Raw genomic sequence first — 16,211 nt, forward strand, 5'->3', positions numbered from 1 at the left:
AATCATGCAATTAACAATCACACTATAAGAAAAGTATGGGAAACTATAAACTGATCAACAACGTGCTGGGATGGCTTAGCTTTTTGCTGGCTTCCTCTGTTTATATGATGACAATGGAGCCGACAGCCAGTTTCTGGGATTGTGGTGAATTTATCTCTTCGGCGTATAAATTGGAAGTGGGACATCCCCCGGGTGCTCCATTTTTTATGTTGACAGCCAATATCTTTACACAACTGGCTTCGGATGTATCACAAGTACCTCTGATGGTCAATACCATGTCGGCCTTGTTCAGTGGGCTCACCATCATGTTCCTTTTCTGGAGTATTACCCATATGGCCCGGAAAATTATCGGAACGGAAGGGGAAGAGATGACCACAGGTCAGATGATTACCATACTGGGGTGTGGATTGGTAGGTGCATTGGTATATACCTTTAGTGATACATTCTGGTTTAGTGCTGTGGAAGGGGAGGTGTATGCCTATTCATCCCTGTTTACGGCTGTTGTATTCTGGTTGATCTTGAAATGGGATGCTGTGGCAGACCGTCCGCATGCCGATCGTTGGATTGTATTGATCGCTTACCTGATGGGGTTGAGTATTGGTGTCCACTTGTTGAACCTGCTTTGTATTCCGGCAATCGTATTGGTCTATTATTATCGAAAATATCCGAATCCATCGATGAAAGGGATGATAATCGCTTTATTGATATCGTTTGCTATCGTAGGACTGATGATGTATGGAGTCGTACAGGGATTGGTCGAAGTGTGTGGTTGGTTTGAACTTCTCTTTGTGAATATATTGGGTATGCCTTATAATTCGGGTGTATATGCCTACCTGATCATTGTGGGCGGCGTATTGGGCTGGTCGATTTGGGAGACTATGCGTGAAGAGGTTCATCCGTTGCGTGTTAAAATTGCATTTATATTGGCGGTCACCTTATTGGGTATTCCGTTTATAGGTGATGGCTATATTTTGGGTATTGCATTGATCCTTGCATTAGGGGCATATCTGTTTAAGAGCAAGAGAGTCGCTGTAAAAGCATTGAATACGATCCTGGTCTGTCTGATGGTGATTGTGGTCGGGTATTCATCGTATGCATTGATTATGGTGCGTGCTACGGCTGATACTCCCATGAATCAGAACGATCCGAGCGATATTTTTACCTTACGTACCTATCTGGCTCGTGAACAATATGGAAAAGTGCCGTTGTTTTATGGACAAACCTATGTGTCGGAGATAAAACGTGAACGTCAGGGCGATCAGTGTGTGCCGGTGACTACTCAGGGACAGCCGACCTATACACGGGTAATTAAAGAAAACGGAAACGAAAAAGACCATTATTATATTTCACGCTATGAGACCGAATATGAAAATATAGGCGAATTGGATATGTTATTCCCGCGTATGCATAGTTCGGATCCTCGTCATGTCAGTGCGTATAAGGAGTGGGCGCAGATTAAAGGGACACCGGTGAAATTTAATCGTTGTGGTGAAACCGTGTCGGTAATGAAACCGACCTTTGCGGAAAACCTGCGTTTTTTCTTCCAGTATCAGCTTAACTTTATGTACTGGCGTTACTTCATGTGGAACTTCTCCGGACGGCAGAATGATATCCAGGGACATGGAGAGATTATGAACGGTAACTGGATTACAGGTATTAGATTTATAGATCAGGCACTGGTCGGACCACAGGATGATATGCCTTTTGATATAGCGAATAATAAAGGACATAACGTGTATTATATGCTGCCTTTGTTGTTGGGTATATTGGGTTTACTCTTCCAGGGGTATGCCGGCAAGAAAGGGATACAAGGATGCTGGGTTACTTTCTTTTTGTTCTTTATGACCGGTATTGCAATTGTGTTGTATCTGAATCAAACACCCTACCAGCCGCGTGAGCGCGATTATGCCTATGCCGGATCATTCTATGCGTTCTGTATCTGGATCGGTTTTGGGGTCGCTGCGTTGGCCAAAATATTAAAAGAATATGGCAAATTGCCGGAAGTGATCGCTGCTGCTGCTGCAACGGTTCTCGGACTGTTTGTGCCGATACAGATGGCCGGACAAAACTGGGACGATCATGATCGTTCGGGACGGTATGTGGCTCGTGACTTCGGTCATAACTACCTGGAATCGTGTGAACCGAATGCGATCATCTTTACTAATGGAGACAACGATACATTCCCGCTTTGGTATGCACAGGAAGTAGAAGGTATCCGGACGGATATCCGTGTGTGTAATACCAGTTATTTGCAGACCGACTGGTATATCGACCAGATGAAAAAAGAGGCTTACGAATCGGCACCGCTGCCGATCTCCTGGACGCGTGCTGACTATGTGCAAGGTACGCGTGATGTGGCTTATCTGTTTGATATGACTAAGGGAGAGCCGATAGACTTGCAGACGGGACTTAATTTTGTACAAAGCAATGATCCGCGTTATAAGCGTATTGCCGGGATCAATCAGGATCTGCATTATATGCCTTCTCATAAACTGAATTACCGGTTTGATTCGGCTCAGGTGATTGCTAAAGGAATTGTGAAACCGGAAGAGGCCGGGTATATCGTGAACCCGATGACCATCGATCTGAGCGATAAGGATATCCTGGGCAAACAGGAACTGATCATTCTCGATATGCTTCAGAACAATAACTGGGAGCGTCCGATGTATTATGCCATTACGGTTAGCCCGGATCAGTTCGTGAATTTAGATGGGTATTTCCGTCAGGTCGGTATGGCTTACCAGATCGTTCCGATGCATACGAAAAATAATGTATTGTCTGTAGATGCGGATAAGATGTACGACAATATCATGAATAAGTATAAATGGGGAGGTTTGGATAAACCGGGTATTTATCTGGACGAAACGATTATGCGTCAGGCAAGAAGTATGCGTCTGGCATTGTTTAACCGACTGGCAGGAACGCTGGTGTATGAAGAAAAGTACGATAAAGCACTGAATGTACTGGATAAAGCGATGGAAGTATTGCCTCCTGAAAATGTTCCGTTGGATTATACGGCATTACAGTTTGGTGAACTTTATTATGAACTCGGACATCCAGAAAAAGCGGAATCGATTTTTACCGGAATTATGGAGTATTCATTCCGTAATGTCAATTGGTTCTTCCGTCTTAAACCGAGTCAGTTGGCTTCCGTTCGTGCTGATTTGGAACAGAATCTGGCTGTGATCCAAGAGGTTCTTCGAGTGAGTAAAGAGTATAATCCTGAGTTTGCTAAAAAGTATCAGGAAGAATTCGATAATTACCGGATGGCTTATGGACGTTCGGGTGCGAGAGATTAAAAACGAAAGATGTTTATAGAACAACCACCCTGGATTTACAGGGTACTGTTCCCCGGTACGATCTGGCGTTTACCGTCGAAAGAGAAATGTGTCTATCTGACATTTGATGATGGTCCGATACCTGAAGTAACCCCTTGGGTATTGGATCTGTTGGATCGATACAACATTAAAGCAACCTTTTTCTGTGTGGGGGATAATGTGCGTAAATATCCTGAAACCTACCAAGAGGTATTGGATCGCGGGCATCGGGTCGGCAATCACACCTTTAATCATATACAAGGGATTAAGTTCTGGACCAAAAATTATCTCGCTAATATAGAGAAAGCGGCAGAGCTTATTCAAACAGATCTTTTCAGACCGCCTCATGGTCATATGCGACGTCCTCAGATTTTACGGCTTCGCCATCGATACAAGATCATCATGTGGGATGTCGTGACGCGCGACTACAGTCCGCATATGACCCCTAATGGCGTATTCAACGTTGTTAAACGGTATACCCGGAACGGTTCGATCCTGGTCTTTCACGACTCCTTAAAAGCGGAGAAAAATATGCGCGAAGCATTGCCGCTATCCATCGAATGGCTTTTAAAGGAAGGGTATCGGTTTGAGGTGTTTAAATAATTGATATATTTGTTCTGCTAAACGATAAATCGACTACTGTTATGGGAAAGATCTCTTATGCACTGTTATTCTCTTTTCTCTTTGTTCTCACATTATTTGCATCAACTCCGGAACTGAAAGAAAAACTGGCCGGATTAGATGGAGTTACACAAATAGAACTGTTGGAATCCAATCGATATACGGAAAAATATGTCGTGCGAATCACACAGCTGCTGGATCCTCATAATCCGGCTGCAGGTACTTTTTCGCAACGTGTCATTATCGGACACCACGGTTTTGATCGTCCGACAGTGATTGTTACTGAAGGATATGGAGCCGCATACGCCTTGCGGGAGCGTTATCAGGATGAGATTTCCGGCCTACTTAATGCCAATGTCATTGTCGTTGAACACCGCTACTTTCTGGAATCTACGCCCGAACCGTTGAACTGGGATTATCTGACGGCTGAAAATTCAGCATATGATCTGCACCGGGTCACTACGACATTTAAAACGCTTTATCCCGGCAAATGGATCAGTACCGGGATCAGTAAAGGCGGACAGACAACGATGCTTTACCGGGCCTATTTCCCCGACGATGTAGATATATCAGTGCCTTATGTAGGTCCACTGAACAGAGATGTGGAAGATGGACGTCATGAAGAATTTCTTCGTCAGGTTGGTACTTCTGCCGTCAGAGAGCAGGTGGAGAAGTTCCAGATTGAGGTGTTGAAACGCCGTACTTCTTTACAACCGATCTTTGAGGCCTATTGTAAAGAGAAAGAACTCTCTTTCCGTTTGCCTATCCATGAGATTTATGATTATGCCGTACTGGAATATCCTTTTGCTTTCTGGCAATGGGGAGTCAGTGCGAATGAGATCCCGTCGCTGACAGCTGATGATCAAACCGTTTTTGACCATTTTATCAAGATCGGTGGGCCTGCATATTTTTCAGAAAACCAATCGATCTCTTCTTTTTTTGTTCAGGCCGCTCGCGATTTGGGGTATTATGGATATGACACCGAGCCGTTTAAGGAATATCTGTCGATCTCGACCAGTAAAGGCTATCTGAATAAGATCATGGTACCAGCGAGTGCCGGAGAGATCACTTTTAATCCGGCTTTATACGAGAAAGTCTACAATTACCTGAGCGCGAACGATCCGAAAATGATTTTTATCTATGGCGAATACGATCCATGGTCTGCCAGTGGTGCACCGCAATTCGCCGGAAAGAAAAACCAGCAGAAGTATATTTTACCTCAAGCCAGCCATAGCGCCCGGATCAGTAACATGCCGGAAGATATGGCCTCGAAAGTAATCGATCAGCTGAATGCCTGGTTGAACGAATAATCAGGCTTTTGTCTCCATTTTTGATGTTATCCGGTCGTACAGGAAGAGCAACAATGCGGCACCTACTCCGATCGCCAGAATGACCATCCATAACTTGGACGGTTCATACGTATCCCACAAGAGATTGGTTAATTCCTGTGGCGTAAGGCTAACCTGTTTGGCCACCTCTTCAAAGTAAGCGTTGGTAGATAATCCGTCTATAATCTGTAATCCTTTCTCAGCGGCAAAACGCTCTGTCAACATCACCTTATCCGACATATTCTGATAGACAATCCCTGAGATAAATCCGGCAAAAACATTCCCTAAGAAGACAGGAATAAACGAGTAACCCATATAAAGCGCCTTTTTATCCGGAGGAGCAATTCTCCCGATGTATTCGGTGATCTTTGGTGATCCCGCCATCTCGCCAAGAGCGAAAATCAGAATAGCGACCAAGGTGAACAACACATTTTGCGAAACCAATGTCAGCGCCATCCCGATGGCACAGACCAGAAAGCCCGACATCATCGATTTTAGCGGTTTCATCTTCATCACAATACTGGAAACGATAATCTGAAACAGAATGATATAAAGCGCATCCATATTGGTGATGAACTCGGCATCCAATACACCCGGTGCCGGACTGTAATTGGCACTGATAAAAGGAATATAAGTATCAAAAAAGCGATAAAGCACCCCGGTATCCACCCATTGAGAAATAAATACCGGAAGGGTAAAGAACAACTGATTGTACATCGTCCAGAAACCGGCAACAATCAACAGGAATACCACAAACTTAACATCCTTAACAATACTGGCCATATTGCGGAAAATACCACCGAATGTTTGCCAGATGCTCTCCTCTCTCTTTACCTCGCCCCTTGGCGGTTCATTGTAAAAGAATAATAGGATAAAGTTTAACGCGATGATACCGGCCGAAACATAAAAGATCAGATGCGATGTGCCTTTAAACAATAAGGTCACCATCGGACCGAAAAAGGCACCGATATTCACCATCATATAAAAGATACCGAAGCCGATAGAGGAAGTCTCATCGGTAGTCGTTTTAGCAATGGTGGCGGAGATCACCGGTTTGAACAGTGCCGCGCCGAGTGCCAGGTAGAGATACATTAGAAAAACCCCTGTAAAGGTGGAGAACATCGGTAATAACAGAAAGGCTGAGGTATAAATAATAAATGCCAGGAATAAAACTCGCTTATATCCGTATCTGTCTGCAATCGCTCCGGTCAATACCGGCAGGAAGTAGAGAATTCCCGTCCCGACCCCCATCAGGATCCCTTTCTGACTCTGTGAAAACTCCAGGCCACCCAGATCGGATGATCCTGTCAGATAGTTAGCGAATAACATAAAGAAGCCGTACCAGGCCCAACGTTCGAACAATTCAATCAGATTCGCTACCCAGAAAGTGCGTGGAAATTTACTAAAGACAGACATATACTATTTCGTTTTTCATGTTAGAATGTGGTAAAGATACATAATCTTCACAAAACGATCAAATAGGTGAAGCTGTAGGTCTTATTTCTTCAGTGCGTAGATGCGTTCGATGATATCGACCACCTTCAGGCCTTCGTGTACATTGGTGGTGATTGTTTCGCTCCCGGAAGATAACACGTTCACCACATTGCGGATCACATAGTTGTGGTTTTGTGCCGACCCTTTATAGGCGCCGTAGTCGTTCCCGGGGTTGGTTGGCGGAAGGTCGGGCATCTGATAATCGTTGATGTGGCAATAGTCGATCTCGTTCATATATTGTCCGCCGATTTTTACGCTGCCGTTTTCGGCAACAATCAACAGGCTACTTTCCATATTCTTGTCCCATACGGCTGTCGAGTAGTTAAAGGAGCCCATACCGCCATGGACAAAATTGAAATGGACAAATCCCGAATCTTCAAAGTCGGTCAGTTCGTTATGATTGAAGTCGGCAAACCGTGCCTGAATGTCACAGATATCCCCGAACAGCCAATACATAATGTCGATGAAATGGGAAAATTGTGTAAACAAAGTGCCTCCGTCGAGTTCGGCATCCCCATGCCAGCTACCTGGTTTGTAATACCGCTTGTCCCGGTTCCAGTAACAGTTGAATTGCACCTGATAGATCTCTCCCAGTTTCCCTGAACTCACCAACTCCTTGATCCATACGGAAGGTGGGGAGTAGCGGTTTTGCATCACACAGAACACCTGTCTGTTATGCTGGAGTGCACACGAAGCAATCCTTTTTGCATCGGAGGTGTTCAGCGCCAACGGTTTTTCGATCACCACATGATGTCCTGTTTCTATGGCACGAATAGCCATCGCAGCATGTAATCCGTTGGGTGTACAGATATTGACCACATCTATTCCGTCTTGCTTCAATAACGCTTCGATATCCGCATAAAACGCAACGGGATAGGCGTCGATACCCAATGTTTCCCGTGGAAGAATATCACATAATGCCACTAGTTCGCCGTTTGGATCACGGGAAATCATTTCGGCATGCCGTTTCCCGATATGTCCGCAACCGACAACTGCAAAACGAATATTAGTTGAATGCATAACGATGTATAGTTTCTATAATGTAATCCTGCTCATCGGTGGTCATTTCCGTATGGATAGGGAGGGAGAGTACCGAATCACACAGCTGTTCTGCCTTTCTCGGTTGTTCCGCCCATTTGATGATTCTACTGTAAGCCTCCTGCTGATGAACCGGCAGGGGGTAGTAGATCATAGAAGGAATCCCTTTCTCTTTTAAATAGGCCTGTAATGCATCCCGTTTACCTTCTTTGACCCGGATCGTATATTGATGATAGATATGGGTGGAGTAATCCGCTTCTGTCGGGGAAATAAATCCTTCGATCGCATGGAATGCCTCCGTATATCTCCGGGCAACCTGTTGCCGGGCAGCATGAAACGCATTCAGGTGTTTTAATTTGACTGATAGAATAGCCGCCTGAAGCGTGTCGAGCCGCGAATTACAGCCAATCATTCGGTGATGATATTTCTGTTGTTGGCCATGATTAGCAATCATCCGCATCCGTTCGGCTAGCTTTTCATCAGAGGTGATCATCGCACCCCCGTCGCCATAACAGGCCAATGGCTTAGATGGGAAAAAGGAGGTGATGGCGATATGCCCCATCGTTCCACTCATTTGCACTCGCCCGTCAGAGAAGGAATATCGACTGCCGATCGATTGCGCATCGTCTTCAATCACATACAATGTATGTTTGGCTGCAAGCGCCAACAACGGTTCCATATCACAGCATTGTCCGAAAAGATGTACGGGAACGATCGCCCGTGTGCGTGGAGTAATGGCTTCTGCCGCTTTTTGAACATCGATATTGAATGTTTCCGGATCGACATCCACCGCTACGGGTGTAAGACCCAGTAGAGCCACCGCTTCAACGGCCGCAATATATGTAAAAGCAGGAACAATCACCTCGTCGCCCGGTTCCAGATCCAAAGCCATCAGTGCGATTTGCAGTGCATCCGTACCGTTCCCGCAGGGAATGAGGTAAGGCACATGGAGATAATCGGCCAGTTCCGTGGCGAATTGCTTCACCTGTGGCCCGTTGATATAGGCACTATTCGTGATGACCTCCTGTATGGCAGCATCTATCTCCGTTTGTAAACGAAGATATTGGCCATGAAGATCGACCATCTGTATCTTTTTGGAGAAACTCATTATATCATAAACGGGGGCAATACAAAGATATTATGTGGGTAGGAACTACTTCACTTCACTTCCCGGTTTGACTGTTTTCTGAGGCATCACCACGGCCAATGATCCGTCGTTATTCTCTGCCGAGAGGATCATCCCTTCCGAAACGATTCCTTTCAGTTTACGAGGTGCCAGGTTAGCAATAAAACAGATCTGTTTGCCGATCAGTTCTTCCGGCTGATAATGTTGGGCAATGCCGGAGACAATGGTTCGTTGCTCTAATCCGTCGTCGATCCGGAATTGCAATAATTTATCCGCTTTCGGCACTTTGGTACATTCCAATACCGTGCCGACACGGATATCCAGCTTCTGAAAATCTTCAAAATCTATGGTTTCACCGATTGGTTTCGCTTTATATTCGGCTTCCTCGTTGGCCTTTTTCGTGTCCAGGAGTTTCTGTACCTGTGCATCGATCACCTCGTCTTCGATCTTCTCGAAAAGCAATTCGGCTTTACCCAACTGATGTCCGGCAGGCAGTAGATCGGTCGCACCCAACCGGCTCCATCCCAACGGTTCGACATTTAGCATCCTGTTCAGTTTCTCCATGCTGAACGGCAAGAACGGTTCAAACGCAATAGCCAGATTAGCAGTGATCTGAAGCGAGATGTTCATAATGGTAGCTACCCGATCCATATCTGTTTTCGCCAGTTTCCAAGGCTCGGTGTCTGCCAGGTATTTATTGCCGATACGCGCCAGATTCATCGCCTCTTTCAATGCATCCCGGAAATGATAGGTATCCAACAACCGTTCGACATGGGCTTTGACATCTTTGAACTCTTCAATAGTCTGTTGGTCATAGTCGGTCAATGCACCGGCAACAGGCACTTTATTGTCGAAATATTTTCCGGTCAATACCAATGCCCGGTTGACAAAATTACCCAGGATAGCAACCAGTTCATTGTTGTTGCGTGCTTGAAAATCACGCCAGGTAAAGTCGTTGTCTTTCGTCTCCGGCGCGTTGGCGGTCAATACATACCGTAAGACATCCTGTTTACCAGGCATATCCTCCAGGTATTCGTGTAACCATACGGCCCAGTTGCGTGAGGTGGAGATTTTGTCTCCTTCCAGATTCAGAAATTCATTGGCCGGCACGTTCTCCGGCAGGTTAAATGAACCTTCGGCTTTTAACATCGTCGGGAAGACGATGCAATGGAATACGATATTATCTTTTCCGATGAAATGGAGCATTTTAGTCTCCGGATCTTTCCACCAGGTCTCCCAGCTGTCGGGCAACAACTCCTTGGTGTTGGAGATGTATCCGATCGGAGCATCAAACCAGACATACAACACTTTCCCTTCGGCGCCCTCCACCGGAACAGGTATCCCCCAATCCAGGTCACGGCTGACCGCACGCGGTTGTAATCCCATATCCAGCCAGCTTTTACACTGCCCGTATACATTCGATTTCCACTCTTTATGCTCTTCCAGTATCCATTGGCGCAGGAAAGGCTCCCATTTGTCCAATGGCAGATACCAGTGTTTGGTCTCTTTCATAACCGGAACACTCCCGCTAATGGCCGATTTGGGATTGATCAGATCGGTCGGACTTAGTGATGTGCCACACGCCTCACACTGATCGCCATAGGCATTCTCGTTGTGGCAATGCGGACAAGTGCCGGTAATATACCGGTCGGCCAGGAACTGTTTGGCTTCCTCGTCATAGTATTGTTCGGAGGTACGCTCAATAAATTCCCCTTTATCATATAAGGTACGGAAAAAGTCGGAAGCGACCTGAAAATGCGTTTTCGACGTGGTGCGCGAATAGATATCAAACGTGATCCCAAAATCACTGAACGATTTTTTGATAATCGCATGGTAGCGATCAACAATATCCTGCGGCGTCACCCCTTCCTTTTTGGCACGCAATGTAATAGGAACACCATGTTCGTCAGACCCTCCGATCATCAGTACATCCTCACCTTTCAAGCGTAAATAACGTGCATAAATATCCGCCGGAACATATACGCCGGCCAGATGTCCGATATGTACCGGACCATTTGCATACGGTAATGCAGTAGTGATAAGTGTTCTTTTAAATTGCTTCTCCATACTCTCTGTTTCGTTTTTTTGAAACGCAAAAATACGAAACAATTAACAACTGACAATCAATCTAAAGGAAGAATCAAGATTATTCACTACCCCCTTATACAAATCTTCCGGATCCCTTCCACAAATAACCTCGACCAGCTCCTGTTTTTATCCACTTCATTTAATCGTCTACCAACTGGTGCACTTCCGTCTACCATCTGTGTCACTTTCGTCTACCAACTGGTGCCCGATCGTCTAACAGTTGGTAGACGATTAATTGTATGAGAAAAAACAGGTAGGGGAATTAGAAAAAAGGGGTAGGGGATCCTTTTCTTTTGTCTTATAGAGGTACAGCGAACATATATAGCCTCTCTTAAATTTTTATTAAAAACCGGATAAATGCGCTTCAACGTATTGCTACTTCTAACAATCCTCTTATATTTGCTATCCGTTTGTAGAATTTTAGTATTAAACTTAAATAGAATATCATGGATAACAACAAGCCTTATGTAGTAGGGATAGATATTGGTGGAACCAATACAGTATTTGGAGTAGTGGATGCAAGAGGTACAATCTTGTATAGCGGATCGATCAAGACGGGTAAACATGCCGATGTGAATGATTATGTTGCTGAGTTGGCAAAAGGACTGAATGCAGTGATAGAGCAGGCTGGCGGACATGATAAAATCAAAGGGATCGGTGTTGGCGCTCCGAATGGGAACTATTTTAACGGTTGTATTGAGTTTGCTGCCAATCTGCCTTGGAAGGGTAAAATTCCGTTGGCGCAGTTGATCAGTGAGCAGGTGGGAGGAATCCCTGTTTCGTTGACAAACGATGCGAATGCAGCGGCAATTGGCGAGATGACCTATGGTGCTGCCCGTGGAATGAAAGATTTTATCATGATTACACTTGGTACAGGCGTTGGTAGTGGTATTGTTATTGGTGGTAATCTGGTTTACGGACATGATGGATTTGCCGGAGAATTGGGTCATGTGATTATGCGTCGTCATAACGGACGTGTTTGCGGCTGCGGTCGTCATGGTTGTCTGGAAGCGTATACTTCAGCCAATGGTGTGGCTCGTACAGCACGTGAATATCTGGAAATCCGTAAGGATGAGAGTGTCTTGCGTGAGATCGATCCGGATGCGATTACCTCTAAGGATGTGTATGATGCTGCGATGAAAGGGGATAAAATTGCGTTGGAGATCTTTGAATCTACCGGTGCGATGTTGGGTGAAGCTTTTGCCGATTTCATCGCATTTTCCAGTCCGGAAGCGATTATTCTTTTCGGTGGTTTGACAAAGGCGGGCGATTTGATTATGAACCCGATAAAAGCATCTTTGGAGAAGAATATATTGAATGCTTTTGCCGGAAAGACTAAACTGCTTTTCTCACAATTGAAAGAGAGTGATGCTGCTGTTTTAGGTGCCAGTGCATTAGGTTGGGAAGCAAAAGAACCGACAGTATAAATGTAATTATTCCTGAATATACTCGGGAATAATTCAATAATTAAAGTAGTCAAGTAATCCTCAATTGCTTGTGTTTCTTAGATGTTAAAACGAATAATCGTTTTACGTAACCAGGCACAAGCGAGAAATGTGGATTGGTTGACTACTTTTGATTCTAATTATGATTCATCCTCTACATCAGTTTCAATTTTGCCCGAAATGCGGGATGAAAGGTTTTCGTTCACAGAATGAAAAGGCGAAGCAATGTGCTTCGTGTGGTTTTGTGTACTATTTTAATCCTTCAGCGGCTGTTGCCTGTTTTCTCAAAGACAGTGAAGGTTGCTATTTATTGGTTCGCAGAGGTCAGGAGCCGGCGAAAGGAACCTTGGACTTGCCGGGAGGTTTTGTCGATTTGTATGAGAATGCGGAAGAGGCTCTCAGGCGTGAAGTCAGGGAAGAGACCGATTTGGATGTCATGAGTTGCCGATATCTTTTCTCCATACCTAATATTTATCTGTATGCGGGTTTTGAGGTGCATACGTTAGATCTTTTTTTTGAATGTTTGGTTGACGATTTTTCCGGTGCCAAAGCTAAAGATGATGCGGCGGAAATTGTGATCTGTACATCAAAGGAAGAGATGCAACCCAAAGCTTTTGGATTGGCATCCATACAAAAAGCGATTTTGCACTACTCCAGCGAAGGCTAAGTGTATCTGAAAGGTATTTATTTTTTTAGTTCTCCTGATTTGCAGCATTCCTCAATTGCCTGTATCTTTGTATGCTATATCTAAACAAGATGAACAGACGTTTAAAAAACAAAAACACAACTAATCGTAAAGCTCCCCGGGAAAGAAAACTCATGGTCAAAGCAGGTACGACGCTTTTACCTTTTTTGCTGGAACAGTTGAAAGAACAGAGCCGAAGTTCTGTAAAGGCCTTGTTGGGGCACGGCCAGGTATCGGTCAATGGACAGGTTTGCAGTCAGTTTGATACGCCATTATCTCCGAATGATGTTGTCGGAATCAGCTATGAACGCGGGAAGGTTCCGTTTAGTCATCCTCTATTGAAAATAGTCTGGGAAGATGATGATTTGATTGTTGTCAATAAAAAGGAGGGTTTACTTTCTGTCTCCAACGCAAAGGCCAAAGAGCGTACTGCCTATCAGTTGTTGAGTGATTATGTCAAGAAAACAGATCAGCGAAACAAGATATTTCTGTTAAATAAACTTGACAGAGGCGTTTCCGGCTTGATGATGTTTGCCCGCAATCGGGGGGTACAGGAGAAATTTTATGCTTCTTGGCGGAAAATGGTGACGCAACAGACCTATGTGGCTGTCGTTGAGGGACGGCCTGAGAAAGAGGTCGGTCTATTGACCTTTCTTCAGTCGGAGAACAAAGAAGAGCGCCATTTTATCGTTGCTGAAAATGCCGGAGAAGCCATTGTCCGTTACAAATGGGTCAAAGGGAATGCACATTACTCGCTGTTGGAGTTAAATCTGGAAACCGGAAGACGTGAGCAGATCCGTGAACAGTTGGGGCAACTCGGTCACCCGGTAGCCGGAGATAGCCGGCATCATGCCGAAACAGATCCGGAAGGAAGGTTATTGCTTCATTCCAGGGTATTGACCTTTATTCATCCTGAAACGGGGCAAGAGATGAGTTTTAAAACAGCGATTCCATCGAATTTTGTGTCATTAACGAAATAAATTTAAACCAAACTAAATATAAAATGAAGAAGCTGACAGGAATACTCATAAGTCTGTTTTTTTCACTTCTTGTGCAAGCGCAGATTTTTGATCCGATCAAGTGGAACATTCGGTTGGATGATCCGGGGACTCCGGAAAAAACGATCGTGTTTACAGCGACTGCAGATGCTGGATGGCATTTGTATGATATGAATTTGCCTTCGGGTGGCCCAATATCTACTTCGTTTACCTTTGAAACGTTGAATGGAGTAGAACTTATAGGTGCTCCGGAGTCTTCCAAGGAACCGACATCGGTCTATGATGAATTATTTTCGATGGAGTTGCGTTGGTATGGCGGTGAAGTTTCGTTTACGCAACAGATAAAGGTTACGGATGCAGCGAAATTTAAACTCGTCGGTGAGGTGGAATTTATGGCATGCAACGATGAGACCTGCTTGCCTCCCGAACGGATTGATTTTACTTTTGATAAAAAAAATATACGGATGGATGTCGTTACGACATCAACAAACGGAGAGCCGGCAACAGATTCGGTCGCTGAAGAGACTTCTGAAGGGTCTTCGGAGGTTAACATGGCGACGCTAGCTCCGGTAAACAAGCCCTCTGGGAATATATCTGTTTCAACAGGACGGGTGGATGAACTTACGGATAATGCCTCTCTTTGGCATCCAGTCATCGAGGAGTTGAAAGATTACGGTGATTCGATCGTTTCGGCCGCGGATACTTCCTGGATCATTATCTTTATTTCCGGTTTTATCGGTGGATTGATAGCCCTATTAACGCCTTGTGTCTGGCCGATGATCCCCATGACTGTGAGTTTCTTCCTAAAAAGAACCAAAGATCGTAAAAAGGCGATTAAGGATGCGGTATTGTATGGTTTCTCTATCGTTGTAATCTATTTATTATTGGGATTGCTGATCACAGGTCTGTTTGGTGCAAGTGCCTTGAATGACTTGTCGACAAATGCGATATTTAATTTACTCTTCTTTGCATTACTGGTGGTTTTTGCAGTCTCTTTCTTTGGTGCATTTGAGATTGTTTTGCCAGCATCGTGGACCAATAAACTGGACAGCAAAGCCGATTCAACAACCGGATTGTTGAGTATCTTTTTCATGGCGTTTACGCTTGTGTTGGTCTCTTTCTCCTGTACGGGGCCTATTATCGGCACTTTACTGGTACAGGCGGCATCGATGGGTTCGTTGTTTGGTCCGGCGATCGGTATGTTTGGGTTTGCTTTAGCATTGGCCATACCTTTCAGCTTGTTTGCCATATTCCCTAATCTGCTTCAGAGTATGCCGAAATCGGGTGGATGGTTGAATTCTGTGAAGGTGGTACTCGGATTTCTGGAACTGGCTTTGGCCTTGAAATTTTTATCTGTTGCCGACCTGGCCTATGGATGGCGGATCCTTGACCGGGAGGTGTTCTTAGTGTTGTGGATTGTTATCTTCGTCTTATTAGGATTCTACCTGATCGGAAAGATTAAATTCAGTCATGATAGTGATTTGGCCTACGTCTCTGTGCCACGACTATTCATGGCGATTGTCTCGTTTGCTTTTGCCGTTTATATGGTACCCGGATTATGGGGTGCTCCGCTCAAAGCGATCAGCGCTTTTGCTCCGCCGTTGTATACACAGGATTTTAGTTTGTATGAAGACGAAGTGCATGCGCCTTTCGATGATTATGAATCGGGTATGGCTTATGCCAAGCGGATGAATAAACCGGTCATGATAGACTTCTCCGGATATGGATGTGTGAACTGCCGGAAGATGGAAGCTTCGGTATGGACTGATCCAAAGGTGAAACAGTTGATAGAAAATGATTATGTGTTGATCACCTTGTTTGTCGATGATAAAACCAGACTGCCGGAGACCATCGAAATTGAAGAACATGGAAGAAAACGTAAACTGAAAACTGTCGGAGATAAATGGAGTTACCTTCAACGCAGTAAATTTGGAGCAAATGCTCAGCCGTTCTATGTCTTATTGGATAATGAAGGGAAGCCGTTGGCTCCATCGTATGCCTATGATGAAAATGTGGACAAATATGTTCAGTTCTTGCAAGGCGGATTGAAACGATATAAAGGTGAATGATT

11 protein-coding genes are annotated in these 16,211 nt (G+C 44.8%); 7 read left to right on the top strand and 4 right to left on the bottom strand.

What is annotated here, in order from left to right; all coding sequences use genetic code 11:
• The first annotated feature begins 35 nt into the window (after nucleotides 1-35).
• The 3 genes from M2135_RS02485 to M2135_RS02495 are packed head-to-tail and all read left to right on the top strand — an operon-like array spanning nucleotide 36 to nucleotide 5,248.
• Nucleotides 36-3,299, top strand: a complete 3,264-nt coding sequence (locus M2135_RS02485) for a DUF2723 domain-containing protein (protein WP_280747013.1) — start codon at nucleotides 36-38, stop codon at nucleotides 3,297-3,299.
• Between the two features lie 9 nt (nucleotides 3,300-3,308).
• The gene (locus M2135_RS02490) at nucleotides 3,309-3,920 is read left to right on the top strand and encodes a polysaccharide deacetylase family protein (protein ID WP_280747014.1); all 612 of its coding nucleotides are present in this window, start codon (nucleotides 3,309-3,311) and stop codon (nucleotides 3,918-3,920) included.
• A 41-nt stretch (nucleotides 3,921-3,961) separates the two neighbouring features.
• Nucleotides 3,962-5,248 (top strand): S28 family serine protease, encoded by a 1,287-nt coding sequence (locus M2135_RS02495; RefSeq protein WP_280747015.1) that lies wholly within the window; start codon nucleotides 3,962-3,964, stop codon nucleotides 5,246-5,248.
• Here the strand turns inward: M2135_RS02495 and M2135_RS02500 are convergent, their stop codons facing one another.
• The 4 genes from M2135_RS02500 to metG all read right to left on the bottom strand — a co-directional run bounded on the left by M2135_RS02500 (nucleotide 5,249) and on the right by metG (nucleotide 10,991).
• Nucleotides 5,249-6,682 carry an MFS transporter gene (locus M2135_RS02500; RefSeq protein ID WP_280747016.1) on the bottom strand — a complete coding sequence of 478 codons (1,434 nt, stop codon included), beginning with the start codon at nucleotides 6,680-6,682 and terminating at the stop codon, nucleotides 5,249-5,251.
• An 81-nt stretch (nucleotides 6,683-6,763) separates the two neighbouring features.
• A complete protein-coding gene (locus M2135_RS02505; RefSeq protein ID WP_280747017.1) occupies nucleotides 6,764-7,780 on the bottom strand; it encodes a Gfo/Idh/MocA family oxidoreductase in 1,017 nt (338 codons plus the stop codon).
• A complete protein-coding gene (locus M2135_RS02510; RefSeq protein ID WP_280747018.1) occupies nucleotides 7,767-8,882 on the bottom strand; it encodes a DegT/DnrJ/EryC1/StrS family aminotransferase in 1,116 nt (371 codons plus the stop codon). Before M2135_RS02510 ends, M2135_RS02505 begins: the two co-directional genes overlap by 14 nt.
• 69 nt (nucleotides 8,883-8,951) lie before the next feature.
• Complete coding sequence (gene metG / locus M2135_RS02515; protein WP_280747019.1) at nucleotides 8,952-10,991, bottom strand: methionine--tRNA ligase; 2,040 nt, start codon at nucleotides 10,989-10,991, stop codon at nucleotides 8,952-8,954.
• Between the two features lie 467 nt (nucleotides 10,992-11,458).
• Here metG and M2135_RS02520 point away from each other — a divergent pair, with 467 nt between their 5' ends.
• The 4 genes from M2135_RS02520 to M2135_RS02535 all read left to right on the top strand — a co-directional run bounded on the left by M2135_RS02520 (nucleotide 11,459) and on the right by M2135_RS02535 (nucleotide 16,209).
• Entirely contained in the window at nucleotides 11,459-12,439 is a 981-nt protein-coding gene (locus M2135_RS02520; RefSeq protein WP_280747021.1) for an ROK family protein, read from the top strand.
• Nucleotides 12,440-12,599: 160 nt separating this feature from the next.
• Entirely contained in the window at nucleotides 12,600-13,124 is a 525-nt protein-coding gene (locus M2135_RS02525; RefSeq protein ID WP_280747022.1) for an NUDIX domain-containing protein, read from the top strand.
• Between the two features lie 89 nt (nucleotides 13,125-13,213).
• Nucleotides 13,214-14,122 (top strand): RluA family pseudouridine synthase, encoded by a 909-nt coding sequence (locus M2135_RS02530; protein ID WP_280747023.1) that lies wholly within the window; start codon nucleotides 13,214-13,216, stop codon nucleotides 14,120-14,122.
• Nucleotides 14,123-14,145: 23 nt separating this feature from the next.
• Nucleotides 14,146-16,209 (top strand): cytochrome c biogenesis protein CcdA, encoded by a 2,064-nt coding sequence (locus tag M2135_RS02535; protein ID WP_280747024.1) that lies wholly within the window; start codon nucleotides 14,146-14,148, stop codon nucleotides 16,207-16,209.
• Nucleotides 16,210-16,211: the final 2 nt, after the last annotated feature.

It is taken from the genome of Parabacteroides sp. PF5-9 (assembly GCF_029893105.1).
In the GTDB taxonomy this organism is placed as follows: Bacteria; Bacteroidota; Bacteroidia; order Bacteroidales; family Tannerellaceae; genus JARXWG01.